Here is a 26,127-nt window from a genome sequence, read left to right as displayed (position 1 = left end):
GGAAACCTACCTGCTATCGGGAGAAACAGCCTGAATCAAAGTATGCTCTACCTGTAGTATAAGGAACTAACAAAACTAATTCAATCATTTTGTTTCAAAACATTACAAAAAAAGGGAAACATTTTTCGAATCAAGAATCCAACGGCTGTTCTTTTGGTACCTGTGCCTTTTTTGCCCCGTAAAAATTGCTGCCAACCACTCCGATTACAATCAAGGCTCCTCCGACCAAGTGAAACATTTTCAGTTCCTCTTGCAGCCAGATCACCCCCGCGATGATCGTAACCAAGGTAGAAATCTGATTGAATACACTCATCTTGGAGGCCTCTATTTTAGACAGGGCATAATTAGACAAAAAAGAGGTGACAAGCGAAGATAAAATCCCCAGATACAGTACGCTGATCAAAAAGGAAGGCTGCGTCAACGGCTGGAAAAACGTCGTGAGCGTCCCCGCCGAGATATGCTGGACGACCGACATTCCATTAAAAAAGAGAAAGCCAAAGACTGTCATCACATAGGTGACATCGAGAAAGTGAAACCTTCTCACTACTTTCCTGGCCAGCACGTTGTACCCCGCCAGCGAAAGAGCGGATAAAAAGATCAGAGCCGTCCCCGTCATATTTGCCGATTTCAGGTCGACTCCTTTGGAAGCAAAAATGTAAATCACCCCTGCAACCGACAGCATCGTGAAGACCTTTTGCGCCCGGCTGGTTTGCTCCTTCAGAAAGTAAGCGGCCAGGATCATGGTAAAGATGGGCACCGTCGCCTGGATAATCCCTGCCTCTGACGAGGATGTGTAGACCAGGCCAAAAGCTTGCAAGGAAAAGAAAAGGACTGGATAAAACAGCGCCACCGGAAGAAATGACACCATATCACGTAGCGTCGTGTTCAGCCGAATCCAGCCGAATAAAAGCGGTACGGACGCTGCTAAAAAGGAAAAGGTGAAGCGATGGGCCAAGGTATCCAGCGGGCTGCTGCTCGTCAGCGCCACTTTGACGAAAAGAAAAGACAGCCCCACGATCAGCGCGTTGATAATAGCCGCCAGATATGCTTTTTGAATCGAGTTGTTGTCCATAGAATCCTCCTGTCCCACATCTTTGCCAAGATGCGATCTTGGCTTCATCGTAACCGGCAAAGGCATGTGCTACAATGTAAAAAATACTCATCTGTATCGGTACAGATGGAGGGAGGAGGAGGACATGCATCGATATCTGCTGCTCCTCAACGAGCTGGAATCACTGATCGAGAGCGGCCAATGGAAAGACGGGGAAAAGCTCCCTTCGATTCGTACACTCGCGGACCGGTATGCGTGCAGCAACAGCACGATCATCCGCGCATTGGCTGAACTGGAACACCGCCACATGATCTACTCGGTGCCCAAAAGCGGGTATTATGTTGTGAAGAGCGCTTATGCTCCCTCACTCAAGCCATCCGGTGTCATCAATTTTGCTGCTTCTTCACCTGATCCGGATATTTTTCCTTATCTCGATTTCCAGCACTGCATCAACAAAGCGATTGACACCTACCGAAACGATCTCTTTATTTATGGCACGCCGCAGGGCCTCCCCTCTTTGATACAGGTGATCCAAAAACAATTTCGTGACTATCAGGTGTTTACACAGCCTTCCCGTATCTTTATCACTTCTGGTGTTCAGCAGGCTTTGGCCATACTCGCCGCGATCCCCTTTCCCAACCAGAAGACAAAGGTGGTCATCGAACAGCCCAGCTATCATTTGTTGATTGAATATCTGGAGACGCATCAGATTCCGGCCATCGGGATCGAACGCACGGCCAGAGGGATCGACTGGGATGAGCTGGAGCGCATTTTCCGCTGTGAGAATGTCAAATTCTTCTATACGATGCCGCGTTTCCACTCCCCCCTGGGAACTTCGTATACCAAACAAGAAAAGCTAGCCCTGCTTGAGCTAGCTCGCAAATACGACGTGTATATTGTGGAGGATGACCATATGGCCGACTTTGAGGAAGACAGCAAGGCGGACCCCTTGTTTGCGTACGATCAATCCGCCCGCGTTATTTACCTGAAAAGCTATGCCAAGATCCTGCTTCCCGGTCTGCGGGTAGGGGTGGCTGTGATCCCGGAGGAGCTGTCGCGGGCATTTACCCAGTACAAGCGATTAATGGACATTGACACCTCAATGTTCTCGCAGGCCGCGCTGGAAATCTACATCAAAAGCGGGATGTTTGAACGACACCGACACAAGATTCGTTCCTGTTATGCCAAAAGGTCCAGACTTTTGGCAGCTTCGATTCAGCAGCATTTCGGACATCGATTTCCAGGCATCGTCTCTGCCTGTGAAGTTAAACAACCGATGATTCATACCCATATCATGCTAAACGAGCGCATCTCCCTCTCCCCGATTATCACCCGGCTGAAAAAGGACGGGGTGCTGCTTGAACCGATAGAGAAGCATTACTTGAAGCACTTCCCGAAAAGAAACCTCCTCAAATTGAACGTGTCCAACGTCAAAGAAACGGATATCGAGACAGGGATTGCCAAGCTTGCTGACGCCATTGGCGATTCTCTAGAGCGGTCAGGATTGCGGATTTCGTACGGTATGAGTTGACGGCCGATTATTTGACGGCCGTATTTTTTTTCGACGGGAAACCAGCCTTCTACCGTCATGATCCGCTCCCACAGCGGACCGGGAATCTCCAGCCGCTCCTGCGCATCAGCGTTGACGGTGGTAGCGATCTTCTGTTCCTCGCCGTTCTGTACTTTTTCGACCCATTCCGGTTCGATGATGATACCGCGTCCCAGGGCAATCAGCGGAACGCCCGTCTGAATCGCCGCCAGCGCATGATCAGCCGTGTAGATCGAGCCGACGCCAATCAATGCTGTACGATCGCCGATGCGCTCTTTTATTTGCTCGATACGCGTCCGCTCCGGGTCTCCGCCCCTTCTTGCCTTCGACCAGAAGTCCTGCAGAGAGACGTGGAGGTAATCCAGCTCGCGGTCAGCCAGCGCGTCGACGAGCGCAAACGTGTCCTCCATCGTGATCCCGTCTGCGAACGGCTCTTCCGGGGAAAAACGGTAGCCGACGAGAAAAGGGCAATCGGCATGCTGGGCGACGACTCTTTTGACCTCATCGACAACCGCCAGGGGAAACGTCAGTCTTTTTTCCAGAGAACCGCCCCAGCGATCCGTCCGTCGATTGGTATGGGCCGAAAAAAACTGCTGGAGCAGATAAAAGTTGGCACCGTGGATTTCGACGCCGTCAAACCCAGCTTCAATGGCACGCCGGGTTGTTTCTCCGTACCCGCGGATGATGGCCAGAATCTCTTCCTCGGTCAAAGCGCGGGGCACCACACCCTTTGTCATATCATCGGAGACTGCACTCGCACTGACGACATCGCCATTTGGCACCAGTTCGGGCGGTGCCATGCGGCCGGCATGAAAAATCTGCAGCACGGCTTTCGCTCCATGTTCCTTCATCGCGGCAGCGACCCGACGCATACTCGGAATCATCTCATCGCGGGTACCAGAAAATTCGCCGGGGAATCCTTTTCCATTTTCTGTAACGTAGATGCAAGCAGAGATCGCCATCCCTACACCCGTCGTTCTCCGGGAGTAGTAGCGAATCTCGGCATCAGACACAGTACCGTCCTCGTGGGAAGAGTAATTCGTCAACGGTGCCATCACGATGCGGTTTTTCATCGTAACCCCGTTTCGGAATGTAAAAGGTTCAAAAAGCGGTTGATATTTTTCGTTCATCTCCAGTGCACACTCCTCTATCTTCTCTCTTTTTTCGCATGGTTCCCGGTTTGTCCCTTTGCTCAGGCTTTGACTGATTTGGCTATTTCGGCAATCACCTCAAAGGACCGCAGACGCGCCTGATGGTCATAGACGACCCCGTTGATAATCAGCTCATCAGCCTGGGTCGCATCGACAAATGCCTGAAGCTTTTCCTTTACAGTCGCCGGACCGCCCATAATCGTAGCCCGGAGCTGTGCTTCGACACTGGCCCTCTCATAATCTGCCCATAGCCCTTCCAGTGACTCCACCGGCGGCTGCAATTTTTGCGGTTTGCCCCTCACCAGACTGAGAAAGCTCTGCTGCTGCGAAGTCGACAGCCGCTTCGCTTCTTCGTCAGTCTCGGCTGCGATGACGTTAATCCCGATCATCACGTATGGCTCCTCCAGCACTTCAGACGGACGGAAGACACTGCGGTACAAACGGATCGCAGACTCGATATGATCAGGCGAAAACTGACCGGCAAAGGCAAACGGAAGTCCCAATAGTCCGGCAAGCTGGGCGTTGAACAGACTGGAGCCGAGCAGCCAGATCGGGATATTCAGCCCCTCACCCGGAGTGGCCCGCACACGCGGCCGACCAGGCTCATCCTCAGGCGGTTGCAGGTATTGGCGTAGCTCTGTCAACAGCTCCGGAAAATCCTCGCCGCCGTTTTTGTTTTCACGGCGCAGCGCGCGTGCCGTCAGTTGGTCCGTACCCGGTGCCCGGCCTAGCCCGAGGTCAATCCTCCCGGGGTAAAGGGATTCCAGTGTGCCAAACTGCTCGGCAATGACCAGCGGGGAGTGGTTGGGCAGCATAATGCCACCCGAACCGACACGGATCGTAGACGTCCCCGCCGCCACATACCCCATCACGACCGAAGTAGCTGAACTGGCGATTCCCGGCATATTGTGGTGTTCGGCCAGCCAATACCGGTTGTAGCCCCATTTTTCCGCATGCCGGGCGAGGTCCAGCGTGTTTCGGAATGAATCCGCCGGGGTCCCGCCTTCCAGCACCGGCACCAAATCCAGAATGGAAAGGGGAATCTCACTCAGCTTTTTCTGCTGGTTGGGCTCCCGTTCGGAACGAATGGTATCGTTTTGTTCTGTCATCGTGCTCATCCTTTCTCTTTGTACAGGTAGTCTCCCCACATCTCCAACATACACATATATGAATATCTAGAATTCTAGATGTAGATAAAACACGTATACATGGCTGGGTGCACTGCCTGGCAAATACGGCAGCCTACTTCCATGTATAGCTATGCCTGTATGGAGGCCGGCGAATTCCTTGTGATCCGCTCTTTCAAGCCAGCTACAGCTCTTCCCCGATGAAGCGGGAAAGCTCCTTCAAGGTTTGCTCATTTCGCTTGTAATAGGTCCATTGGCCATATCGGTATACTTCCAGCAATCCCGCTCGCTGCAGCGTTAACAGGTACTGGGAAACAGTCGATTGCGATAAGCCAGCCTTCTCGTGGATGTGGCTTACACACACCCCGATCTTTCGACAATCTCCTCCTTCTTGCGGGGGGAAGTGTTTCTCCGGGTCCTTTAACCATTCAAGGATTTGCAAACGGGTTTCATTGGATAACGCTTTAAAAATAAGAAGGGGATCCATGGGACTTATTATATCGCCAATTCCCGATATGTCAATGTAGGCAGCTTGCCTTGCCTTCATATTCACTCGCTGTTTCGGGGATACTTCTCTTATCGCTTTGATTTTGGAAAACTGCGGAGGTATTCATATGGCTGCTTCAGCGTCAGGACTTTATGAAAAGCTCGGGGGCGAGGAAGCCATCGCCAAGGTCGTCGACTACTTTTACGACCTGGTCTTGGCTGATGAGACGGTCAACCATTTTTTCGCCCATACCGATATGGCAAAACAGCGCCAGCACCAGACGAAATTTATCAGCTATGCTCTCGGGGGCCCGAATCAGTACTCAGGGGGCGCGATGGCCAAAGTGCATGCGGGCATGAATCTGCAGCCCGTCCACTTCGATGCCATCGTGAAGCATCTGCGTGACGCCTTGACCCATTTTGGGGTAGAGCAAGCGGATGTGGAGCAAGCCTTGAGCAAAATCGCCACCTTGCGAGACGATATCCTGTACAAGTGAGCCCATGAGCAAATGAAAAAAACCGATTGTTTCGTGAGCTGTGCTTCCGCTGCGGGAGTCACTGTCCTCACAAACAATCGGTTTTTTGGATTACCGTACCTCCAGCAGGACTTTCCCCGTACTCTGCCGGCTCTCTACCCAATCATGGGCCTGTGCTGCTTCCGCCAGCGGAAAACGACGGCCGATTTTAATCGCGAGCCGCCCGTCCGCCAAATACGGCAAGACTTTCTCCGCCGTATCCTGTAAAAGCTCCGGCCGTTTGCTGCGGGTCGTTCCCAGGCTGAATCCCCGCACCGAACGGCAGCTGGCATGCAGATCAATCGTCCGGATGTTCCCCACTTCGCCGCTGGCATTGCCAAAGTGAACCAGGCGGCCATAGGAGGCAAGGCATTCCATGCTCTTTTCCGACACCCACCCGGAGATTGAATCCAGAATCACATCGGCTCCCGTTCCCCCGGTCAGCTCCTGTACCTTCTGCGCGAAATCTTCCGTGTCCGTGCAGATGACATGATCGGCGCCAGCCTCCAGCGCGATTTTGGCCTTGCTTTGGCGGCCGACTGTCCCAATCACCTTGCCTGCTCCCAGCAGCTTGGCCAACTGAATGGCAGTCGTGCCAATCCCGCCCGCAGCCGCATGGATCAGTACCGTCTCTCCTTTTTCCAGCGCGGCGATGTCTGCCAGCAGCTTGTAGGAGGTAAAGGAAACAATCGGACACGCTGCTGCCGTATCAAAGTCAATTTCATCTGGCAGGACAAAGGTCAGATTTTCATCGGCGGCGATGTACTCCGCATAGGAGCCATTGTGCGGAAATGCGATGACCCGCTGGCCTGCTTGCAGTGACTTGACTTGTGCGCCCACCTCGACGATGACGCCTGTGGCATCCAGGCCGGGAATAAACGGGAGCGCCCCCCCGCCCTTTTTTCCATAACGCGATTTGATGTCGGCAAAATTGACGCTGGTTTTCTCCACGCGAATCAACACTTGTTTGGGGTGAATCTCGGGCATTTCCACGTCTGTATAGATCATCCCTTCTGTTCCCCCAAAAGCCGTAACGAGGATTGCTTTCATTGTGCCTCCCCCTGTCATTATGGTTTGTATGACTTTTTCCTTGTCCAGGCGCTTTTTTCCTGCTGTCCCGCTTGCGCTTATTGGTTGGCAGCTCTTATCGTCACCAGGTTTTATTGGCAAACAGCTTTTATTGGCGAACAGCCTCTATTGGCAGACACCTCTATTGATAGACCGCGCCAAACTGCGCCTGATGCAGCCGGTGGTAAATCCCGCCCGCGGCAATCAGCTCCTGATGCCTTCCTTGCTCGGCCACACCGTCCTCGTTGACCACAACGATGCGGTCGGCATTTTTGATCGTGGTCAGGCGATGCGCTACCACCAGCGTCGTACGGCCCTGGGACAGCTCGGCCAGCGACTGCTGGATCGCCAGCTCCGTTTCCGTATCCAGCGCCGAGGTAGCCTCGTCCAGAATCAAAATCGGAGGATTTTTCAAAAACATCCGGGCAATCGCCAGACGCTGTTTCTGTCCGCCGGAAAGCTTTACGCCACGCTCTCCGATCACGGTGTCCATTCCCTCCGGAAGGTTCCGGATCACATCGTCCAGCCGTGCCCGTCGCGCCGCTTCCCAAATCTCTTCCAAGTCCGCATCCAGCTTGCCGTATGCGATATTTTCCCGAATCGTCCCCGAGAACAAAAACACATCCTGCTGGACGATTCCGATTTGCCTGCGCAGCGAGGCCAGCGTCATCTGCCGAATATCGATCCCGTCAATCGTGATGCTGCCTTCATTCACATCATAAAAGCGGGGAAGCAAGCTGCAAATCGTCGTTTTTCCCGCACCCGATGGCCCTACAAAAGCAACCGTCTCCCCGGCGCGAATCGAGAGGTCCAGATTGCGCAGGATGCTCCTTCCCTCCTCATATCCAAACGTCACCCCTTGATAACGGATATCGCCTCTCAGCCCTGTAGCCTCGATGGCACCGGGAGAATCAGCCACATCCGGCTCCGTGTCGAGAATTTCCAGATAGCGTTTGAAACCGGCGATCCCTTTTGGATAGCTTTCGATCACCGCATTGATTTTCTCAACCGGGCGGAAAAAGACATTGGTTAACAGCAGAAAGCCGACAAATTCGCCGTACGTCAGCTCGTTGCGGATGACAAACCAGGTCCCGCAGATCATCACAAAGAGCGAGATCAGCCGCATCATCATGTAGCTGATCGACAAGCTCTTGGCCATGATTTTGTAGGCCAGCAGCTTGGTCTGGCGAAACCGCTGGTTATTCACCGCGAACAGCTCTTTTTCGTACTCTTCATTGGCGAAGGCTTGCACCACGCGAATACCGCTGACATTGTCCTCCACTCTGGCATTGAAATCGCCCACATCGCCAAACAGACGGCGGTACGTCGTGGTCATTTTTTTACTGAAAAAGAGTGCCAGCCAAGCCATAAACGGAACGACGATAAACGTCAAAATCGCCAGCTCCAGATGCAAATAGGCCATCAGGGCAAAGGAACCGACCAGCGTCATCACGGCGATGAACAGATCTTCCGGTCCATGGTGGGCAATTTCTCCGATCTCGTTTAGGTCATTGGTAATCCGTCCGATCAAATGACCCTTTTTGTTGTTGTCAAAAAAACGGAATGACAGCTTTTGCAAATGCTCAAACAGCTTTTTGCGCATATCCGTCTCGATGTTAACCCCAAGCATATGTCCCCAGTAGGTGACGATATACTGAAGTACGGTATTCAATGCATAAATGGCCAGAAGTCCCAGGCACGCCAGCAAGATCAGCGACCAGTCCTTGCCCGGCAGCAGCTTGTCGACAAACTGGTTTACTGCCAGGGGAAAGCCAAGCTCCAAGAGGCCCGCGATGACCGCGCAGGAGAAGTCCAATAAAAAAAGTCCTTTATAGGGACTGTAATAGGAAAAAAAACGACGAACCATTTGCGCTCACTCCTTCCCACTCCAAAGCTAGATGATAATTGTTATCATACCAGCAATTCCAAATTTTGAAAATGGAAGAAGGCGGGCGCAAACAGTTGGGATCTGTTTTTTCTGTAAATCGGCAATCAGGCTACTTCTGGGACGTGTATGGCTCTTTGGTCGGAACCACTCGCACCGAGGTTTGCTTTCCGATGATTACGGAGAGGACGACGAAGACAGAAGTCCCCAGTGTAAAAAGCGATATCGATTCATCTAGCAGCCATGCGGAAAACAGGATCATCAGAAACGGTTGCAGGTATTGAACTTGACTGACCCTCGCAATTCCCCCCATGGCAAGCCCATTGTACCAGGCTACAAAAGCGAGAAACTGACTGACCACCGCCAGATAGAGAAAGCTGATCCAGGCGTGCAGAGGCGCGTAGAGCATCTCTTCGGTGACGAACATCAAGACTGGAATGATAAAAAATGGAGCCGCGATCACCAAAGCCCAGGCAATAACTTGCCAGCCGCCCAAGTCTCGGGCCAGTCTTCCGCCCTCGGCGTAGCTAAAGGCCACGATAATCACAGCCGCCAGCAGCGCGAAATCAGCCCCTTTCAGTTGACCAAATCCAAGGTAGAAGGCATACACCAGGATCGCGGAACATCCCGCAAGGCTGGCCAGCCAAAACCTGACGGAAGGAAACTCCCCTGCCCGCAAAGTGGCAAACCCGGCCGTCGCCAAAGGCAAGAGCGCAAGTACCACCGCTCCATGCGATGCGGGCAAGCTCTGCATCGCCCAGGAGGTCAGCAAAGGAAATCCCAATACCGCGCCCAGCGCAACGATGGCAAGCCCCTTAAATTGTTTGGCCGTAGGCCGTTTTTCTCTCCTGATCAAAAGGACGATGGCGACAAGGACGGACGCGATTACCCCCCTGCCCAGCCCGACCATAGTAGGGCCAAAATAAGCAACCGCAATACTCGTAGTGGGAAGTGTCAGGCTGAAACACAGCACGCCTATAAATCCGAGCATCAGCCCGAGCCTTTCCCGTTTTCCTTCTACCGCTTCCTTCATCGATATCCACCCCTGACTCTTTGTACCCCAAAAAATGATGGAGACATTCCTTTGAAAGTAACGATCCGAATATTTACAATAGTAAACAGGGAAAGGCGTGAACGAAATAACGCTTTTCCTCATCTGTACGGGTACAGACTTGGAGAGGGGGACGTGCGCCGTGGCAACAAAGTACGCGATCATTATGAGCGAGATCAAGAAGCAGGTGGAGAACGGAACGCTTGGTCCCGGTAAAAAGCTGCCCTCCGTACGCGAGTTGTCGGAGCGGTATGCTTGTAGTAAAAATACCATTATCCAGGCGTATCATGAGCTGGAAAAAGAGCATGTGATCTACTCTGTGCCCAGAAGCGGCCATTATGTCGTCAATCGCCTGCGTCCGCACCCGGACGGGATCACCAGCGCCATCATTGATTTTTTATCGGCCGGTCCCGATCACGAGGTCATGCCGTACCTGGAGTTTCAGCATTGCATCAACCAAGCGATTGACATGTACAAAGACGAGCTGTTTCACTATACCGATCTGGCCGGCATACAGCCTCTGCGACTTCAGGTCAGCCGGTATTTGCAAAACCTCCAGGTATTTTCTCCCCCGGAGAGGGTGTTTGTCACTTCAGGAGTCCAGCAAGCGCTGCATATACTGATCCCTATGCCTTTTCCCAACGGCAAACGAAATATTCTCGTAGAGCAGCCCACCTATTTTGGAATGATCGAGTCGGCCCAGCTCCAGAACGTCACCACTTTTGGCATCGACCTGACCATGGATGGGCTGGATTTCGACCGTCTGGAATTCTTTTTTCGCCATCAAGAGATCAAATTTTTTTACACCGTGCCGCGGTTTCACAATCCGCTGGGCCACAGCTATACCAACGAGGAGAAAAAAAGGATCGTGCGCTTGGCGCAAAAATACGATGTCTACATCGTGGAGGATGATTTTTTAGGTGAGCTGGACCCCAATCCGAAGAGTGACCCCCTGTTCTCCTACGATCCTGACGGCAGAGTCATTTATCTCAAAAGCTTCTCCAAAATCATGCTGCCCGGTTTACGAGTGGCTGTGACCGTGCTGCCCACGATTATGACAAACACCTTTTTGCGCTATAAATTCAGCACCGATTTCATGACCTCCGCGCTTTCCCAAGGGGCCTTGGAAATCTATATCAAAAGCGGAATGCTGCAAGGTCATCTCAAACGGATCAAAGTCCTTTACCACAAAAAAATGCAACTGCTTCTCGCAGCCTGTGAACAGCATCTGCCGCCCGATGTTGTCTATACCCAGCCTGCCTCCGGCTTTTATTCCACGATCTTTCTCCCCGGGCATGTCAAAGCCAGGCGGCTGGCGGAGCTGCTTCAGCAGAAAAATATCTATGTGGATGATGCGCGGCGGATGTTCCTGCCCGAATTCCAGCGAGACGATATGATCCGCCTCAGCATCTCCCAAGTGAGCGAACACCAGATTGAACAGGGCGTGAAGGAGATCGGCCGTTGCATTCGTTTTCTTCTCGGCAAGAGAGATTCACCCAGCCAGCTTTCCACTGCGTGGTTGTAACGGTGAGTAAAAAAAGCAAAAGCAGGCCGCCCAGAAAAGACAGCCTGCTCGCATGACTTAATGCTTTTGATTTTTGGTCTGGTTCCACTGCTTGATTTGTTCGATGATGTCCCTGATCTGATTCTTTGCGTCCGCATGCTCGGGCTCACTGCCCCAATGCTGAATCAGCGGCGGCATCACTTTGCTCATATGTGCGTACAGGCACCAGACCTTTACCATTTCCACACGCTCGGGAGTCGCTTCTCCCGTCAACAGCTCGGTAAACTTGTACAGCAAATCATCCAGCTCGGGAACGAGAGCATCTTTTTTATCGTTCACGCCTTGAGACTCCCACCCCTAAAGGGGCAAGCTGACACCTTCGGTACCAGTGGGATTCCTGGGTGGTAGTCGGAAGTGCATTTCTGCTATCCGTAGTTCCCCCAGGTTCAGGGCTGTCTCATCAGCCCGTCCTAAGACAGTGCCTATAGCATCTTAGGCTGACAGACTGTTACCATCTGTCACAGGTTGACGCATGATATTGATGGCTCCAACCCGATCGCGATGAGCTTTGAATCCGCATGAACACTTGTACCTTCTGTCTCTCGCTTTGTTCTTCTTACCACAGGCAGGACAGCATTGAGAAGTGTAGGCAGGATTGACTTCCACAACCCTTATGCCAACTAAATTTGCTTTGTAGGAGATGAACTGCTGAAGCTGATAGAAAGTCCAACTGTGCAGATTCTTTGCGTGTTTACGGCTTGTTCTTGCCGTCTTGCGAATATTCCCTAATCGTTCAAGCTTAATGACCGACACGCCTTCCTGAATGGCTGTATTGACAATCTGTCGGCTGATCTTATGGTTTTGATCTTTCATCCATCGTTGTTCTTTGTTGCCTAGCTTGCGAACGGCAGACAACTTTTTGAGTTTCCCTAATTTACGTCTACGTTGTTGGTACTTTCTTCGTATGTACTTGTTCTGTCTGCCGTTTCCAAAGAATCGGGTTTTCCCTGTAGAAGTTACAGCAACAGCAGGAACTTTCAAACCAAGATCAATACCCATGATGTTTTCGTTGTTTGTTACGCTTGTAGGCACTTCTACCGAAATTTGAGCGTACCATTTCCCTGACTTTTCCATGATACGCATTAATCCAGATTTTCCTTTGCTTAACAGTTCCCTATCTCGGCTGGTCATCGTAGCACGAAACGCTGTTTTCTTCGTCTTTCCCTCTACAACGATAGGGAAAGCAACTATATTTTCGGATACCGTGTAGTTTTGATTGTTGACGAAATAAACAGGTTTTTTCAGAATAGGGCGAGTACCCAACTTCTTGATTTTTCGGTATACACTCTTGGCATCACGTATAGCTTGATTACAGACGGCTGATGGTAGAATGGTTTCTACATTTTTAGTGGTTGTTTTTGGAAACCCACCAAGTTGTTCCGCTTGTTCTGTTAGCTGATTGACTACACGAATATATTCCTTTCCTACATGACGAAGAATATCTGGTTGATCAGGAAATATGCGAATTTTAACGGTTAAAGCTTGCATATGTTCACCCCCTTTTCTTTTGTTCTTCCACATAACGCTTTACTGTTTCGCTTGATACGTTTCCTGCTGTACTTACGAAAAAAGAGCGTGTCCACAGACTCGGCAAATGAGCAAGATGCTTGAACTCCTGCCTCAATATTCGAGAGGTCACCCCTTTCACTTTTGCCATAATGTCTGATGGGGAATCGGAGGGAAGACCGTTCAGGAACAGATGGACATGATCTGGCATAACTTCCATTGCTACAATATGCCAGCCATTCTCTTGACATATTTTTTCAAGTAGTTCCTTGAATCGAATTTCCACCTGTTCCACGAATACTTTTCTTCGATAACGAGGGCAGAAAACAAAATGATAGTTGATGAGAGATACTGTAGTAGCTGTACGTCTATATTCTTGTTCCATATAATCATTGTATTAGTATAAATAACAAACTGCAACGATGAATAATAAAGAAAAGTACTCGCACATGTGCTATGTGTTTGCCCTGCCCGTCCCATGAAGGGATGTTCAGGCAAAGCCGTCTTTCATCCCACGATTAAAACCGTGAGCTTTCAGTCGGCAATTACTGTAACAAGCCATTCATTTTGTATTCGCAAACCCGCGCTTATTTCCTGCTCAGACCGCATGCTTTGCACAAAGCCAAAAAGGAGACGGGGCTCACCGCTGTCCCTTCTCCCTTTTTGTTGGTTCGGATTGCTTCACAAATTCCTGCGGCAGCTTTATGGTAAAGACAGTCCCTTCTCCCGGTTTGCTGTCCACCTGCAGACTGCCTCCAGAGAGCTGCACGATTTTTTTGACGATCGACAGCCCCAGCCCGCTTCCGGTGCTGGTACGATTGCGGGATTTGTCTCCCTTGTAAAAACGGTCGAAAATATGCTGCAGCTCCTCTTCCGATATACCCACACCCGTGTCCTTGACCGTGACGGTAATCTCCCGGTCATAGCGAATCCCGATAAATAACGATCCGCCCTGTTCCGTAAACTTGATACTGTTTGCAATCAGATTGATCCAGACTTGATTAAACAGTTGTTTATCAGCGTGAATCATCGTCTCGGGCAACTCCAGATCGATCTCGAGATCCTTTTCCCGCCACTGCTTCTCCAGCATCAGCAGCACCTGACGAATCTGTTCGTCCAGACGGTACCAGGCGGGGTCATAGAGATTCGCCTCTTTTTCCAAAGAAGCCAATGTCAGCAGCTGTTTGCTCAGTGACGACAGTCGCCTGCTCTCCTGTTCAATAATCGCCAGGTACGCTTCCTGCTGCTTCTCGGGGACTTCACCGGTGCGGATCGCCTGGGAGAATCCCTGAATCGACGTCAGCGGCGACTGAATCTCATGCGAGACATTGGAGACGAATTCCTGTCTCATCTCCTCCAGTTGCTTCAGCGACTCGGTCATTTGTGCAAAGTTAGCCGCAAGGACGCCGATCTCATCCTTCCTGGCAATATCGAGCCGGATGTCGTAATTCCCCTCAGCCAACTGCTTGGTTGCCTTCGTCAGCCGTTTGATCGGTCGGACCAGGTACCGGGTAAAGACGAGGATAAAAAAGATGCTGAGGAAGAACATCGCCGCCAGCAGGATCGCAAATAAGATATGCACTTCCCCGAACTGCTGCTCTGTATCGGGGCGAACGAACAGCGCGTAGGTCTTGCCGTCTGATGTGATCGGCAGCCCGATGCTGTTTTTCAGCGTATTCTCGAAAAAGCCGGTGACAAACAAGCCATGCTGTTCCTCCAGGATTCCCCGGTAGATACCACCGGAGAGGACTCGTTTAACGATCGCCGGATCGATCTTTTGTTCCCGGAAAGGGGCACCAAATAGCGTCCCCCTCCCTTGCTCATCTACCAGGTAGAGCTGAAAATTCATGTTGGCAATATGCGTGAGATAGTTTTGCAGATCCTGGGAGCTGTTCTGCTCGTAGAGCCCGACGATCTCCTCGCTGATCCGGGTTATTTTCTCGTCGTTATACGCCCGCAAATTCTTCTGGTAATACCCGTTGGCAAACAGGAAGCCCAATGTCCCGCTGACCATCAGAATCGCAATATACGTGAGGACAAGCCGGACATACAGCGATTTCACGATGAACGCACCTCCAGCTTGTAGCCCAAGCCGCGAATGGTCGAAATGACAAAGTCGTCCGTTTTCTCGGCAAATTTTTCCCGCAGCCGTTTGATATGCACATCGATCGTCCGGCTCTCGCCTTCGTAATCGTCTCCCCAGATCAGCTCCAGCAGCTCTGCCCTGGTGAAAGTGCGGCCGGGAAAGCTGGCCAGTTGGGCCAGCAACTCAAACTCCTTCAGGGGAAGGTGAATCGTCTCGTCTCCCACTTTTACAACGTGACTGATGCGGTCAATCACCGTCCCATTCATCACGATCACTTGCTTGCTGACCATCTTGTAGCGTCGAAGCAAGGCTCTGATCCGATAGAGCAGCTCTTGCGGTTCAAACGGCTTGGTCAGATAATCATCCGTCCCGGCCAGAAACCCTTTTTCCTTGTCCCACACCTCTCCCTTTGCTGTCAGCAGGATGACCGGAATGTCGAAGTTTTCCCGGATCTCCCGGCATAACTCCCAGCCGTTTTTTCCCGGCATCATCACGTCGACCACGGCCAGTTGGATTTGCTCCCGCTGCAGGATGTCTGAGGCAGCCGCCCCATCAGGTGCTTCGATCATCTGGTAGCCTTCACGAGTCAAATAATAGCGGACCAGCTCCCGAACATGCGGGTCGTCATCCGCGACCAGAATGGTGGTCTTCATACGATTTCCCTCCGTCTACGTCAATCTGAGGCTGACAACGAGAACAACCGCAGCAATCGCCACAACAAATGCCGAGGCCACTGCGGAGAATCTTTTCATGATCTGGGTAAAACGCGTTTCATTTTCCTGTTTCAACGCATGGCGCATGCTACGTGTCAACCATGTTACTAGAATCACGAACAGCAGCGCAACCATGCCGCCTCCCTCTTCCATCAGCTTCAGCCAGAGAGGTTTGCTTTTGCCAATCATCCCTGCGATAACGATCAGCCCGATACCGGACCCAAGCACAGCCACGGCCGCCGCTTGAAAAATCGTCCACACCCTTCCTTTGGACAAAACGGCCGCCAGCTTCTGCTGCTCCCCTGCCAATCTGGCGCTGCGGAGCAAAAGCAAAAGGACAATCAATGCGCCAAACCAGACAGACAAACCGATGATATGCGTAAAATACAACCCAGCGTACATGTTCATTCTCCTTTTCTTCCCGGTGGATTTTCCACAGTGACAAGGTCGTTATCGTTCAAATCTGCTTGCCCGGATACTGCGACAAGATCTCCCGGGGCGATTCCTGTGCCAATCTGTACAAAGCTGGTCGTGCTCGTGTTGTCAATTACAGTCACTTCCTGCTTGAACGCTCGCTCCCCTCTGACCAGAAACACGTAGTTCATTCCGTCTTCATTCAGAACAGCCTCACTCGGCACGACGATGCCCTTCTCTGCTTTTTTTCGCGCCACCGTCACGTCGGCACGCATCCCCGGCCGAAGTGCATGTCCGGGATTGGACATCCGGATTTCTACCGGATACAGCTTGCTCTGCCCCGTCGCGGTCATTCCGACAAAGCTGACCCTTCCTTCCGTCTCCAGTCCCAGGGCCGGGACGGAGATCTGCACGCTGCCCCCCTGCGCAAAATCAGCCAGATAGTCCTCTGCCACCTGCACCGCAATTACGACATGATCGAGAGAAATGATTTCTGCTATGGCGGCCTGCGTGGAGACGACATCTCCCTCAGCGGCAAACAGGTTGTTCACCGTTCCCGTCATGGTCGCCTGGATTTGCGTCTCGCTTAGCGCTTTTTTCGCCTTTTCCCAAGCCACCTGCGCTCCTTCTACGGCTGCTGAGGAGACCGTGATGCCCGCCTGATCCCTGGCATCCGCGATCTGTGCCGCCCGATCATTGCTTTGCGCCCGAATCCAGTCCGCTTCTGCCGCATCCAGTTGAGATCGGGGCAAAGCCCCTGCTTCCACCAGCTTTTTCACACGCTCATAGCTTACCCTGGCATTTTCCAGCGATTGGGCGGATAACGCAGATGCTGAGACAGCATTTCCGTCCGCTGCCTCTACGGTCTTGGCCTGGGCCAGTCTCGCTTTAGCTTCGGCCAGCTTCGTCTCCGCCTCCCGCAGCTCCAGCTCTTTCTGCGTGCGGTCCACCTCTCCGATCACCTGACCCTGGGTCACGGCATCCCCTTTTTTCACGTAGAGCTTCGCAAGCGTCCCCGCTGCCTTCGGAACCACCGTTCCCTCTGCATCAGCCGTGATAGTGCCGATAAACGTCTGCTTTTGTGAAACCGCCTCTTCTTTCGCCTCATAGACGGTTACCAGCCGAGCGGAAGGGGTCGGATGCGTCTCCACTTGAGACACACCTTTCTCCCCGTCCTGCGAGCTGCACCCGCCGAGCGCGAGCCCCAGCGATACCAGCAGAGTGGCACTCACACCGATCAACCTATTCATTTTCATCCGATCATCCCTCCAATGCCTCTTGGACTGTATGGCTCTGTTTGCGGATGCGCCTGCGGTTTGCCAGATGGTACAAGGCTTCATAGCCTACTGGAACGACTACAAGCGTCATCAGCGTCGACGAAAGCAGCCCGCCGATCACTACGATGGATAAGCCTTTGGACAACAAGCTCCCTTCCGAAAAGCCAAACGCCAGGGGCAGCATTGCCGCAATTGTCGCCACGGCCGTCATCAGGATCGGACGCAAACGAGTTCTCCCCGCTTCGATCAAAGCTTCGCGAACCGCCAATCCCTCTCTCATCTTCTGACCTACCCGGTCAATCAGGACAATCGCATTGGTCACCACGATGCCGATCAGCATCAGGAAGCCAATCAACACGGTCATATCCAGTACACCGCCAAACAGCCACAGTCCGAACAAACCGCCAATCGAGGCGAGCGGCAAAGACAGTAAAACCGCAAGCGGCGACAACAGGTTGCCAAACGACGCGACCATCACCAAGAGGACAAGCAGAATAGCGGCACCAATGGCGGCGAACATTTCCACGAACCCTTTTTGCATATCCTGCTGCACCCCCTCCGAGCTGATGCTGACTCCTCGCGGGAGCGGCAACTGCTTCAGGCTGTTCGTCTGCGCCTGAGAGATCCCGCCTTTGTCCGAGCCGAGAATATCGGCGGTAATCTGGATATACGGTTTGCCTTCTTTTCGCAGCAGAGAAGCAGGAGCTTCTTCTCTTTGCAGGGAGGCAATCTCCCTGAGGGCAACCTGCCCGCCCAGCGGAGACTTCAGCCAAATCTCCGGCAGCCGCTCCAGAGACTGAGGCTCCCCTGCCCCAAAGATCAGTTCATATTCCCTGCCGTTTAGCTTGATGCTTGGCAAGCTGGCGGTCCCGATGACACCGGCCAGTTCGCTGGCCGCCTGCTGGGGAGTAAAGCCCCACTGCAAAGCACGGTCCCGGTCCACTGTAATCGAGAGCTGTCCCCGTCGGTCGGAGACATTGTCTTTGACGTTGGCGAGCAACGGGTTTTCTTTCAGCTTTGCTTTGACCATAGTCGCTGCTTCTTGTATTTGCGCGAAATCATTTCCGTACAGAACGAGCTGATAGCCGCCCTGACCGCCTGCCGCCGGCTTGCTGAACGTGACCTGGGCTTCGGCCGGTATCATCGGAGTTACCCTTTGGCGTATTCGCGCCTGGACGTCATTCTCGTCTGCCCCGTCCTGCAGCTTGATCGTCATTTCCGCGAGCTGAGTTTGCTTCGCCTCCCCCTGCGCCCCACCGATCCGGCTCTGGATATAGAGCACCTCCGGCTCATCCAGAACTGCTTTTTCGATAGACTCCACCTTCGTGCTGGTCGTCTCCAGCGTCGTTCCTGTCGGCATTTTCAGCTTGATAAACAAGAGATTGGAATTCAGCTCGGGCAGAAAACCGGAAGGCAGAGTTGCGGCCAGGCCCAGGCTGCCGCCAAAGAGGAGCAAAGTAACCAGCGCCACTCTCCCTTTGTGCTTCAGTGCCCATAACAATGCTTTGGGGTAGACGGCAGCCAGACGGCTTTCCCGATGCACGCTTTGCTTTTCGGACCGCATCGTGACGCTGGCCAGCCAAGGCACCACCGTAACAGCCACCAGAAGCGATGCCAAAAGCGCCCACGCCACCGCAGCCGCGAACGGTTTGAAAAAGTCGCCCAAAATCCCGCTGACAAAAGCGATGGGCACAAAGACCGCTACCGTTGCCAACGTCGATGAGGTAATGGCACTCGCTACTTCACCAACTGCTTCGATGATCGTCCGGTTATGGCGTTCTTCGGTTTGGTACCGCCGGAAAATATTTTCAATCACGACAATACTGTCGTCTACGACCCTCCCGATGGCTACCGTCATCCCGAACAGGCTCATCAGGTTGATGCTGATTCCGTTGAGATAGAGAAACAAGACGCTGACGAGGATGCACAGCGGGATCGATACCATCACGATCAGCGTTGATTTGAGATGACGCAGGAACAGATAGATCACCAAAACTGCCATCACGATCCCCAACAGGCCCTCTTTGGCCATTCCCCCAATGGAGGTACGGACGAAGTCAGAGCGATCGGAAACGATTTCAAACGCCAAATCAGGGTATTGGGCGCGAAACGCATGCAGCTTTTCCCGTATCGCCTCACTGACATCCACGATGTTGCCGTCCGCCGTTTTGGTGATCTGCACGGCAACGGCCGGTTTCCCGTTTAACCGGCTGATTGAGCTGCGCTCCAGCTCCCAATGGACGGTAGCTACATCCCCGATCCGCAAATACGCTGGCTGACCGAAGCCATTGTCCGGTATCGGCAGCCGGGTTTGTTTCAACTGCTCCAGACTGGTATAGGCATTGTCGATGCGTGCGATGTAGTCCTGGCCGGCCTCTCTGACACTGCCCACAGATGACGAGATGTGCTGGGCTTCCAGCGCTCGCTTCAAGTCACCGGGAGACAGCTGGTAATAGCTTAAAGCCTCCGTATTCGGCCGAATCCGCACCACTTTTTTCTCCATGCCGATCACATCTGCAGCATCAACACCAGCAATCGCCTGCAGCTCTTCTACGAAAATATCCTCGACCAGGCGGTAAAAGGCTTCATTTGTACGCGATTGCCCCTGGTTGCTGATCGCCAGGAAATACATCGGTTCGCTGCCGATCATGCGAAGATTTACCTTGGGTCGCCTAGCTTGGGCAGGAAGCCTTGCGTTGCTGACGCTTTTCTCCACCTCGTCGCGCACCTTGTCCATATCGGCTTCGGCCTGGATGGAGACTGTCAGCAGGGAGTGATTTTCCTCGGAACTGGAGATGTACGATTTTACGCCGCTGACGGCATCGATGGCTTTCTCCAAAGGCTTGCTCACATCTTCCAGCACATCCTCGGCAGAAGCGCCCGGATACATCGTGGAAATCGTCAGCATGCCCAGCTTGGCCTGAGGCTCACTTTCGATGTTGATGACCGAAAAGGAGAAAAGTCCGCCTAGCGAGACAAGTATAGAGATCAACACAACCATGGCTGGATTCTTAAGTGACATCTTCGTTATCCACTTCACCCGATCACTGCCTCCTTTGATCCACTCGACCGTAATCCGGTCTTGTTGCTCTACAGATCAATATAGGAAGCCAATGTGAACAGCGGATGAACAAAGAATGACAAAAGCGGGAATAGCGACTGTTTCGCTTGATCCGTTGTTTGATTCCACCTATTGGGATATAATTAGTAGGATTTTTTACAGGAGAGGAGATTCTTTCATGAAAACGAGTAAATGGGGCAAGCTTCATCGCCTGTTGGCCAGTGGCTTGCTTGGCTTGACCGCGATTCTGGGGAGCGTTTTCACTGTTCAGGCGAACGAAGCGCCTGCGGTTCCCGCTATCAGCCAGTGGTCCATTTCGACCCTTCACGAGGGGGAAAAATACGGGATTTTCCCGCTTGCCTGGTACTATGACGGTACGTTTCAGAAGCCGATTACCGCTGACAAATATGAAGCCTTGCTGAACGCCACAGCTGCAAAGCTGGACGCGCTGGGATTGAAAAAGCGGGGAGCATCCTCTGCTCCATCCGTAGCCGCATCGCAAACGATTACCCGAGATGCCGTCCTGCACTCGCTGTACAATACGCTTGCCCAGTACGAGCTGCCTGAGGCATTCGAAATCGCGAAGGACAAACCGATCGATTATCTCCAGAAGAAAGGCATCGTGAACGGAACGAAAAACGGGCTTGAGCTGGAACAGCCCTGCACGACAGAACAAGCAGCCGTTCTCGCCAGCAGACTCATCGCCTATACGTATGATACTGCTCAGGGCGGAGCAAAAGGGCTGATGTGGAAAGTAACCAAAGGAGACAACACCCTTTATTTGCTTGGCTCGATTCACCTCGGCATTCCCGAGATGTACCCCATGCAAAAAAATATCAGAGAAGCCTTTCAGGCATCAGATACGCTATGGGTAGAGGCAAACCTGGTATCCAGAGATCAGGAGACCCTGGAATACTTTACAAATTCAATGACGTTCAGCGATGGTTCGATGCTGAAGGATCACGTATCCCAAGAAACCTATGAGAAGCTTCAGAAGGCCACTGCCAAACTGAACCTGCCTTCGCATGCCTACGATTCCGTCAAGCCATGGGCTATTTCCACCAACCTGTCTCTGATGACGCTGTTGAGCTCGCCTGACGATATGGTGCAAGCAAGCACATTGGGTATCGATATGTATTTCCTGCAAAGTGCACTGCTCACTGGGAAGCCGATTCACGAGCTGGAGGGCATGAAGCTGCAAGCCGACATTTTCAACAACGTCTCTTTGGAAGAGCAAGAAAAAGATTTAAATGAAATGCTCGACACCATTTTGAACCCGACCGCTGAAACAATTGATTCCGCGAAAGAGTTTAACCAGTGGCAGCAACTGTGGGCCAAAGGCGATTTGGACGGCTTTACCCAATCCTTTACCAAATCGCAGCAGTACACAGAGACCGATAGTGCCAAGCGGTTATTTGGCGAACGGGACAAGAATATGGCCGCCAAGCTGGCTGAATTGCTGGAGAAGGAAGGGAAATCGACCACGTTCGTTGTCATCGGTGCCGGACATTTTGTGATCAAGGATATGGTGATTGACCAATTGAAGCAGAAAGGCTATCAGGTAGAGTTTATTAAGTAGCCGGATGATGCAACAAAACAAGGCTGCCGCTTAGTGATAGGCTCCCTTTACGCAAGCAGGTGAAATACTATACCTGCTACTGTGTGGGGCCTATCATTCGAGGGCAGCCTTTTTCAATTGGAGTGAACAGGTCTACGTTCATCAACATCACTCATCAAAGATTTCACGCAGCATTTTCTCCCTGTTTCCGAGAAAGCGCTTGGTAACCATGTAGTGCATGGTTTCCTCATAGCGAATTTCCTCCAGCGGTTGGGCATCAAAATTTAGTATTTGCGCTCCGGGATAGCCCAGTAAAATGGGTGAATGCGTAGCGATCAGAAATTGCGCCTCGTTTTCCAGCTCTTTCATGATCTTCAGCAGCACCAGTTGTCTAGCCGGAGAGAGCGCGGCCTCAGGCTCGTCCAGCAGGTAGATCGCCTTTTTTCCAAAGCGATGCGTAAACAGGGAGAGAAATGCTTCCCCGTGTGATTGTGCATGCAGGGATCGTCCCCCGTAATACTTGAGACTCTCTGGCATCGTGTCCAGATGGGAGGCAAAATGATAGAATGTCTCTGCCCTCAGAAAAAAACCGTTGGTGATTTTGGGAAGCCAGGAAAGACGAATGGCCTCTCCCAATGCCGACCCGGATGCGTCCACCTCATAGAAATTATTTTTTCCGCCGCCCGCCGTGTGAAAGCCGCACTGATAAGCAATCGCCTCCAGAAGCGTCGATTTCCCGGAGCCGTTTTCCCCGACGAAAAAGGTGACGTTGGTGTGAAAGGACAGGGAATCCAGATCGCGAAGGGCCGGTATCGAAAAGGGATAGGTGGTTCGGTCCGAATTTTCACTTCTGAGAACTTCCAGACTTCGCAGATACATCTCCTCACCCCACTGTTTTTGTGATCAAAACCTCTTTTCCTCACGATACCCTTTTCCTTGCGATTATTCAAACCAGTCAAGCCGATTGGCCCTTGTGGGTAGTCGGTGTTTTTTCAGGCGGCAGTACACCGGTTTCATCGCAAAAAAAGAGCAGCTTGGATTGCTGCTCCCATTCGCTCTACATTTTCGATACAACCTTTAGATACGGCGCATGCTCTTTTCTCCCCCATCGCTGCAGCAGATGGGAGCGAATCCAGGGAATCACCCAGTAGTCGCCGCCAAAGCGTCCCGCATTGTATCCCGCTGCTGCCACGAAAAATCCTAAAAGGATCATCCAGGGGTTGGAAGAGACGGTTCCTGCGAACATAAACATGAAATTCATCAATAACCCGCAGAACGCCGCGGCTGTCGTCAGCACACCCAGCAACAGACCCAAACCGACCAGAAACTCCCCCAGCGGGATCAAGAAATTGAAGACCTCAACATAAGGCAGGGCAAAGCTTTTGACAAACGCGACAAAATTGGGATACATCAAGCTCTCAGTGCCTGATTCCAGCACCGGCTTGTTGACGGCATTCTCCAGGTATTTGGAGGCGTCAAAACCGGAGGTCAATTTATGCCATCCGGCCGTCAGCCATTCATAGCCGAGGTATATGCGAATCAATGCTAAAATCCCGCTGGCATATACATTCGTACGAAGCCAGTTCATCATGTGAATCTACTCCCTCTTTTTGAAAATGATTTGGTAATTTTATTCTAAAAGAGAGGGAGCGCTTCGTAACTCAGGGAGACCCCTTATTTCTGGCAGGGGGAAACCCTGAAATATGACCGGGTACATCCCTGTCAGGGGTTATTTGTGATTTTTACGACAAACGGAAACGCCCGTACTTTTCCGTTCTGCTGAAACTCAGCCCAGATTTTATAGGTTCCAGCGCGACTGAACGTCGTTTCAAAAACAGGCTTCGCCTCATCCGCTGGATGCACATGCAGGAAATTCTCCGCCTTTTCATCGAGAATCACGACATGTCCCATCGCTCCCAGGTAGGGGGTCAAATGGGTCTGATCCAGTTCAAATGAGAGTTGGACCGGGTGGTTGGCCTGAAACGAGCTCATCGTCAGTTTGACCGTCTCCCCTTCTACGGTTTTCGTCAAAGCAGTATCAGGCTTTAGCCCCTGTCCGCTTGCCGCAGCACCGGGATGCCCGACCACAAACGAAATGGGCTCTACATGATAGGCCAAATCCTTGGGTTTGATGTCAACAAATCCTTTGTAGTTCCCCTCAGGCAGACGATACGCTATCCGAAATTCACCATCACCCGCCTGTTCAGGATGCAGATGATAATATTTCTCCAGATTCTGATCGACGATAATGAAATGGAGCAGCTTTTCGTGATTCACTTCCAGCTCGTTCACCGGATTTCCCGCTTTGTCTTTCAAAGAGATCTTGACCTCGCTCGCATTAGCCTCAATCGACGCGTGTACCTCACTTTCTCCCGTATGCTCCTGATGTGCGGCATCCGCATGCCCGTGTTCGGTTCCGTGCCTGTTATCGCCGCCGCTCGCAGTATCATGTCCAGTCTCCGCACCGTCCGGCGCTCCGTGCCCATTTTCGGTACCGCTTGCTGCCCCATGCCGGCTTCCGCTTTCGTTCCCGTTTCCGTGGACATTCCCCGGATTGCTCTCGTTCCCCGCCCCTTGTCCATGGCCGCCCGCCTGCTCGTTGCCGGCTGCATGCCCTGCTGTTGCCGCTCCTGCCTGTTGATCCGCACTGTCAAAAAGCTGCTCATAAACCGTAAAACCGCCGATCACGAGTACCACATAAACAATTCCTGCGAGCACCCATTTATGCATCTGATTCACAACCCCTTTCCAAAATTGGCTTCCAATATTCCGGTTTTCATATCCATTTTATCCACAGCAAAATAATACAATACCCCCCTAGTGTATGTAAAGAAGTAACTTTTTATAGCCCGTCCAGTTTATTACACCACCGCTCTACCATTCCTCTTCTCCCTCTCTTGACAATCCCACCCTACAAACATTACCATTCCGCATAGGTTCTCTATTCGTATTTGTTGCCAGGCAATTGGGACCCGTGTAGAAAATAACCATCAATATTGTGATGCGGAATGTAGTACAATCGGGGTAGATCATCTACTAAAAGGGGAAGAGGGTAGTAATGCAGAAGGAAGAAAAACTAACGATGCCGAAACAGACATGGCCACACATATTAGCGCAAACCGTTAAAACCGGGATTATTAAATCGAATCTGATTCCAATGTTTGCTGGATTGACATTGGCTTTATATACATATCAGATGAGTCTGATTGAGAAGCTTCCGGAAATCCTGTTTGCTTTGATCGGATCAGCTTTCGTCATGGGTGCAGCTGGGGCATTTAATAACTTGTATGATCGCGATATCGATTCCATCATGGAGAGAACCAAAAACAGACCTACGGTAACAGGTGAAATCAAGCCGCAAACCGTACTATGGCTGGGCATTTTCATGACGATCGTCGGAATCATCGCTCTTGCCTTAACAACTCCCCTAGCAGCACTCCTCGGGTTTCTGGGACTGTTTTTTTATATTGTTCCGTACACCATGTGGACCAAACGCAGAACCGTTTACAATACAGAGGTCGGAAGCATTTCGGGAGCCATGCCGCCTCTTATCGGATGGGCCGCGATTCATCCGGACATCACACATCCCGCCATTCTCGGCCTGTTTGTGATCACCGTGATTTGGCAGATGCCCCATTTCTACGCGATCGCGATTCGCAAACACGAAGAGTATAAGGCGGCAGGAGTTCCCATGCTTCCCGTGGTCAAAGGTGTGAGAAGAACCTACCTGCAGACGAACGTATACCTAGTCGTGCTGATTGCCATCAGTTTTCTTTTTGGATCATTAAGCATCGGCCTGATGTTGGTAGCTCTTCTGTTGAGCATCGCCTGGCTGCTTTTAAGTGTGCTGGGCTACAAAAAGATGGATTCGGAAAAATGGGCGAAATCGATGTTTCTCTTTTCCCTGCTTCATATGACGGTTCTTTTCTCGACCGTTATTATCTACTCGTTGGTTGGGATTATTTTTGAATTGTAAGAGTTCCTTCTGTGCTGAGATTACGAGTGATATAAAAAGGGTAGTCAGGAACCAAAAAACTTGTTCCAGACTACCCCTTTTGATTAAAC

At 51.8% G+C, this 26,127-nt stretch carries 22 protein-coding genes and 1 pseudogene; 5 read left to right on the top strand and 18 right to left on the bottom strand.

Annotated elements, in window-relative coordinates; all coding sequences use genetic code 11:
• Positions 1-130 precede the first annotated feature (130 nt).
• Positions 131-1,072 carry a DMT family transporter gene (locus tag NDK47_RS02230; protein WP_251873272.1) on the bottom strand — a complete coding sequence of 314 codons (942 nt, stop codon included), beginning with the start codon at positions 1,070-1,072 and terminating at the stop codon, positions 131-133.
• A 124-nt stretch (positions 1,073-1,196) separates the two neighbouring features.
• On the opposite strand from NDK47_RS02230, the gene NDK47_RS02225 reads away from it, so the two are divergent.
• Positions 1,197-2,582 carry an aminotransferase-like domain-containing protein gene (locus tag NDK47_RS02225; RefSeq protein WP_251873270.1) on the top strand — a complete coding sequence of 462 codons (1,386 nt, stop codon included), beginning with the start codon at positions 1,197-1,199 and terminating at the stop codon, positions 2,580-2,582.
• Between the two features lie 29 nt (positions 2,583-2,611).
• Here NDK47_RS02225 and NDK47_RS02220 read toward each other — a convergent pair.
• From NDK47_RS02220 to NDK47_RS02210, 3 genes and pseudogenes are all read right to left on the bottom strand, one after another.
• Positions 2,612-3,730: pseudogene (locus NDK47_RS02220) on the bottom strand (NADH-dependent flavin oxidoreductase); the annotation flags it as partial.
• 62 nt (positions 3,731-3,792) lie between these two features.
• The gene (locus NDK47_RS02215; RefSeq protein WP_251873268.1) at positions 3,793-4,860 is read right to left on the bottom strand and encodes an LLM class flavin-dependent oxidoreductase; all 1,068 of its coding nucleotides are present in this window, start codon (positions 4,858-4,860) and stop codon (positions 3,793-3,795) included.
• Between the two features lie 202 nt (positions 4,861-5,062).
• Positions 5,063-5,365, bottom strand: a complete 303-nt coding sequence (locus NDK47_RS02210) for an ArsR/SmtB family transcription factor (protein WP_251875917.1) — start codon at positions 5,363-5,365, stop codon at positions 5,063-5,065.
• A 127-nt stretch (positions 5,366-5,492) separates the two neighbouring features.
• On the opposite strand from NDK47_RS02210, the gene NDK47_RS02205 reads away from it, so the two are divergent.
• On the top strand, positions 5,493-5,861 hold the full coding sequence (locus tag NDK47_RS02205) for a group I truncated hemoglobin (protein ID WP_251873266.1): 369 nt from the start codon (positions 5,493-5,495) through the stop codon (positions 5,859-5,861).
• Between the two features lie 90 nt (positions 5,862-5,951).
• Here the strand turns inward: NDK47_RS02205 and NDK47_RS02200 are convergent, their stop codons facing one another.
• The 3 genes from NDK47_RS02200 to NDK47_RS02190 form a co-directional block, all read right to left on the bottom strand.
• The gene (locus NDK47_RS02200) at positions 5,952-6,929 is read right to left on the bottom strand and encodes a quinone oxidoreductase family protein (RefSeq protein ID WP_251873265.1); all 978 of its coding nucleotides are present in this window, start codon (positions 6,927-6,929) and stop codon (positions 5,952-5,954) included.
• A gap of 160 nt (positions 6,930-7,089) precedes the next feature.
• Complete coding sequence (locus NDK47_RS02195; protein WP_251873263.1) at positions 7,090-8,814, bottom strand: ABC transporter ATP-binding protein; 1,725 nt, start codon at positions 8,812-8,814, stop codon at positions 7,090-7,092.
• A gap of 130 nt (positions 8,815-8,944) precedes the next feature.
• Positions 8,945-9,865, bottom strand: coding sequence for a DMT family transporter (locus tag NDK47_RS02190; protein ID WP_251873261.1), 921 nt, complete (start codon positions 9,863-9,865; stop codon positions 8,945-8,947).
• 160 nt (positions 9,866-10,025) lie between these two features.
• Between NDK47_RS02190 and NDK47_RS02185 the strand changes: the two genes are divergently transcribed.
• Positions 10,026-11,408 (top strand): aminotransferase-like domain-containing protein, encoded by a 1,383-nt coding sequence (locus NDK47_RS02185; protein WP_251873259.1) that lies wholly within the window; start codon positions 10,026-10,028, stop codon positions 11,406-11,408.
• Between the two features lie 57 nt (positions 11,409-11,465).
• Here the strand turns inward: NDK47_RS02185 and NDK47_RS02180 are convergent, their stop codons facing one another.
• From NDK47_RS02180 to NDK47_RS02145, 8 genes are all read right to left on the bottom strand, one after another.
• Positions 11,466-11,726 (bottom strand): YusU family protein, encoded by a 261-nt coding sequence (locus NDK47_RS02180; protein ID WP_251873257.1) that lies wholly within the window; start codon positions 11,724-11,726, stop codon positions 11,466-11,468.
• Between the two features lie 153 nt (positions 11,727-11,879).
• Positions 11,880-12,935 carry an RNA-guided endonuclease InsQ/TnpB family protein gene (locus tag NDK47_RS02175; protein WP_251873256.1) on the bottom strand — a complete coding sequence of 352 codons (1,056 nt, stop codon included), beginning with the start codon at positions 12,933-12,935 and terminating at the stop codon, positions 11,880-11,882.
• Between the two features lie 4 nt (positions 12,936-12,939).
• Positions 12,940-13,338 (bottom strand): IS200/IS605 family transposase, encoded by a 399-nt coding sequence (tnpA, locus tag NDK47_RS02170; protein WP_251873254.1) that lies wholly within the window; start codon positions 13,336-13,338, stop codon positions 12,940-12,942.
• A gap of 255 nt (positions 13,339-13,593) precedes the next feature.
• On the bottom strand, positions 13,594-15,015 hold the full coding sequence (locus NDK47_RS02165) for a sensor histidine kinase (protein WP_251873253.1): 1,422 nt from the start codon (positions 15,013-15,015) through the stop codon (positions 13,594-13,596).
• Positions 15,012-15,692, bottom strand: coding sequence for a response regulator transcription factor (locus tag NDK47_RS02160; protein ID WP_251873251.1), 681 nt, complete (start codon positions 15,690-15,692; stop codon positions 15,012-15,014). Before NDK47_RS02160 ends, NDK47_RS02165 begins: the two co-directional genes overlap by 4 nt.
• Before the next feature lie 15 nt (positions 15,693-15,707).
• Positions 15,708-16,154, bottom strand: coding sequence for a hypothetical protein (locus NDK47_RS02155; protein ID WP_251873250.1), 447 nt, complete (start codon positions 16,152-16,154; stop codon positions 15,708-15,710).
• A gap of 2 nt (positions 16,155-16,156) precedes the next feature.
• Complete coding sequence (locus tag NDK47_RS02150) at positions 16,157-17,422, bottom strand: efflux RND transporter periplasmic adaptor subunit (RefSeq protein ID WP_251873249.1); 1,266 nt, start codon at positions 17,420-17,422, stop codon at positions 16,157-16,159.
• 4 nt (positions 17,423-17,426) lie between these two features.
• Positions 17,427-20,483 carry an efflux RND transporter permease subunit gene (locus NDK47_RS02145; protein ID WP_251873248.1) on the bottom strand — a complete coding sequence of 1,019 codons (3,057 nt, stop codon included), beginning with the start codon at positions 20,481-20,483 and terminating at the stop codon, positions 17,427-17,429.
• Between the two features lie 199 nt (positions 20,484-20,682).
• On the opposite strand from NDK47_RS02145, the gene NDK47_RS02140 reads away from it, so the two are divergent.
• Entirely contained in the window at positions 20,683-22,083 is a 1,401-nt protein-coding gene (locus NDK47_RS02140) for a TraB/GumN family protein (RefSeq protein WP_251873247.1), read from the top strand.
• A 147-nt stretch (positions 22,084-22,230) separates the two neighbouring features.
• Here NDK47_RS02140 and NDK47_RS02135 read toward each other — a convergent pair whose 3' ends face one another.
• The 3 genes from NDK47_RS02135 to NDK47_RS02125 all read right to left on the bottom strand — a co-directional run bounded on the left by NDK47_RS02135 (position 22,231) and on the right by NDK47_RS02125 (position 24,792).
• The gene (locus tag NDK47_RS02135; RefSeq protein ID WP_251873246.1) at positions 22,231-22,941 is read right to left on the bottom strand and encodes an AAA family ATPase; all 711 of its coding nucleotides are present in this window, start codon (positions 22,939-22,941) and stop codon (positions 22,231-22,233) included.
• Between the two features lie 178 nt (positions 22,942-23,119).
• Positions 23,120-23,653 carry a DoxX family membrane protein gene (locus tag NDK47_RS02130; RefSeq protein ID WP_251873245.1) on the bottom strand — a complete coding sequence of 178 codons (534 nt, stop codon included), beginning with the start codon at positions 23,651-23,653 and terminating at the stop codon, positions 23,120-23,122.
• Positions 23,654-23,784: 131 nt separating this feature from the next.
• Positions 23,785-24,792, bottom strand: a complete 1,008-nt coding sequence (locus tag NDK47_RS02125; protein ID WP_251873244.1) for a DUF8832 domain-containing protein — start codon at positions 24,790-24,792, stop codon at positions 23,785-23,787.
• A 328-nt stretch (positions 24,793-25,120) separates the two neighbouring features.
• On the opposite strand from NDK47_RS02125, the gene cyoE reads away from it, so the two are divergent.
• Complete coding sequence (cyoE, locus tag NDK47_RS02120; protein WP_251873243.1) at positions 25,121-26,038, top strand: heme o synthase; 918 nt, start codon at positions 25,121-25,123, stop codon at positions 26,036-26,038.
• Positions 26,039-26,127: the final 89 nt, after the last annotated feature.

This window comes from Brevibacillus ruminantium (assembly GCF_023746555.1).
Classification (GTDB): Bacteria; Bacillota; Bacilli; order Brevibacillales; family Brevibacillaceae; genus Brevibacillus; species Brevibacillus ruminantium.
The sequence above is the reverse complement of the archived record's forward strand: the minus strand, read 5'-3'. Positions and strand labels throughout refer to the sequence as shown.

Coding starts and splice junctions, on each gene's coding strand:
- NDK47_RS02215 (WP_251873268.1), bottom strand. CDS start 4,860: ATGACAGAACAAAACGATACCATTCGTTCCGAACGGGAGCCCAACCAG.
- cyoE (WP_251873243.1), top strand. CDS start 25,121: ATGCAGAAGGAAGAAAAACTAACGATGCCGAAACAGACATGGCCACAC.
- NDK47_RS02135 (WP_251873246.1), bottom strand. CDS start 22,941: ATGTATCTGCGAAGTCTGGAAGTTCTCAGAAGTGAAAATTCGGACCGA.
- NDK47_RS02230 (WP_251873272.1), bottom strand. CDS start 1,072: ATGGACAACAACTCGATTCAAAAAGCATATCTGGCGGCTATTATCAAC.
- NDK47_RS02155 (WP_251873250.1), bottom strand. CDS start 16,154: ATGTACGCTGGGTTGTATTTTACGCATATCATCGGTTTGTCTGTCTGG.
- NDK47_RS02205 (WP_251873266.1), top strand. CDS start 5,493: ATGGCTGCTTCAGCGTCAGGACTTTATGAAAAGCTCGGGGGCGAGGAA.
- NDK47_RS02175 (WP_251873256.1), bottom strand. CDS start 12,935: ATGCAAGCTTTAACCGTTAAAATTCGCATATTTCCTGATCAACCAGAT.
- NDK47_RS02190 (WP_251873261.1), bottom strand. CDS start 9,865: ATGAAGGAAGCGGTAGAAGGAAAACGGGAAAGGCTCGGGCTGATGCTC.
- NDK47_RS02160 (WP_251873251.1), bottom strand. CDS start 15,692: ATGAAGACCACCATTCTGGTCGCGGATGACGACCCGCATGTTCGGGAG.
- NDK47_RS02130 (WP_251873245.1), bottom strand. CDS start 23,653: ATGATGAACTGGCTTCGTACGAATGTATATGCCAGCGGGATTTTAGCA.
- NDK47_RS02195 (WP_251873263.1), bottom strand. CDS start 8,814: ATGGTTCGTCGTTTTTTTTCCTATTACAGTCCCTATAAAGGACTTTTT.
- NDK47_RS02200 (WP_251873265.1), bottom strand. CDS start 6,929: ATGAAAGCAATCCTCGTTACGGCTTTTGGGGGAACAGAAGGGATGATC.
- NDK47_RS02210 (WP_251875917.1), bottom strand. CDS start 5,365: ATGGATCCCCTTCTTATTTTTAAAGCGTTATCCAATGAAACCCGTTTG.
- NDK47_RS02150 (WP_251873249.1), bottom strand. CDS start 17,422: ATGAAAATGAATAGGTTGATCGGTGTGAGTGCCACTCTGCTGGTATCG.
- tnpA (WP_251873254.1), bottom strand. CDS start 13,338: ATGGAACAAGAATATAGACGTACAGCTACTACAGTATCTCTCATCAAC.
- NDK47_RS02140 (WP_251873247.1), top strand. CDS start 20,683: ATGAAAACGAGTAAATGGGGCAAGCTTCATCGCCTGTTGGCCAGTGGC.
- NDK47_RS02225 (WP_251873270.1), top strand. CDS start 1,197: ATGCATCGATATCTGCTGCTCCTCAACGAGCTGGAATCACTGATCGAG.
- NDK47_RS02125 (WP_251873244.1), bottom strand. CDS start 24,792: ATGCATAAATGGGTGCTCGCAGGAATTGTTTATGTGGTACTCGTGATC.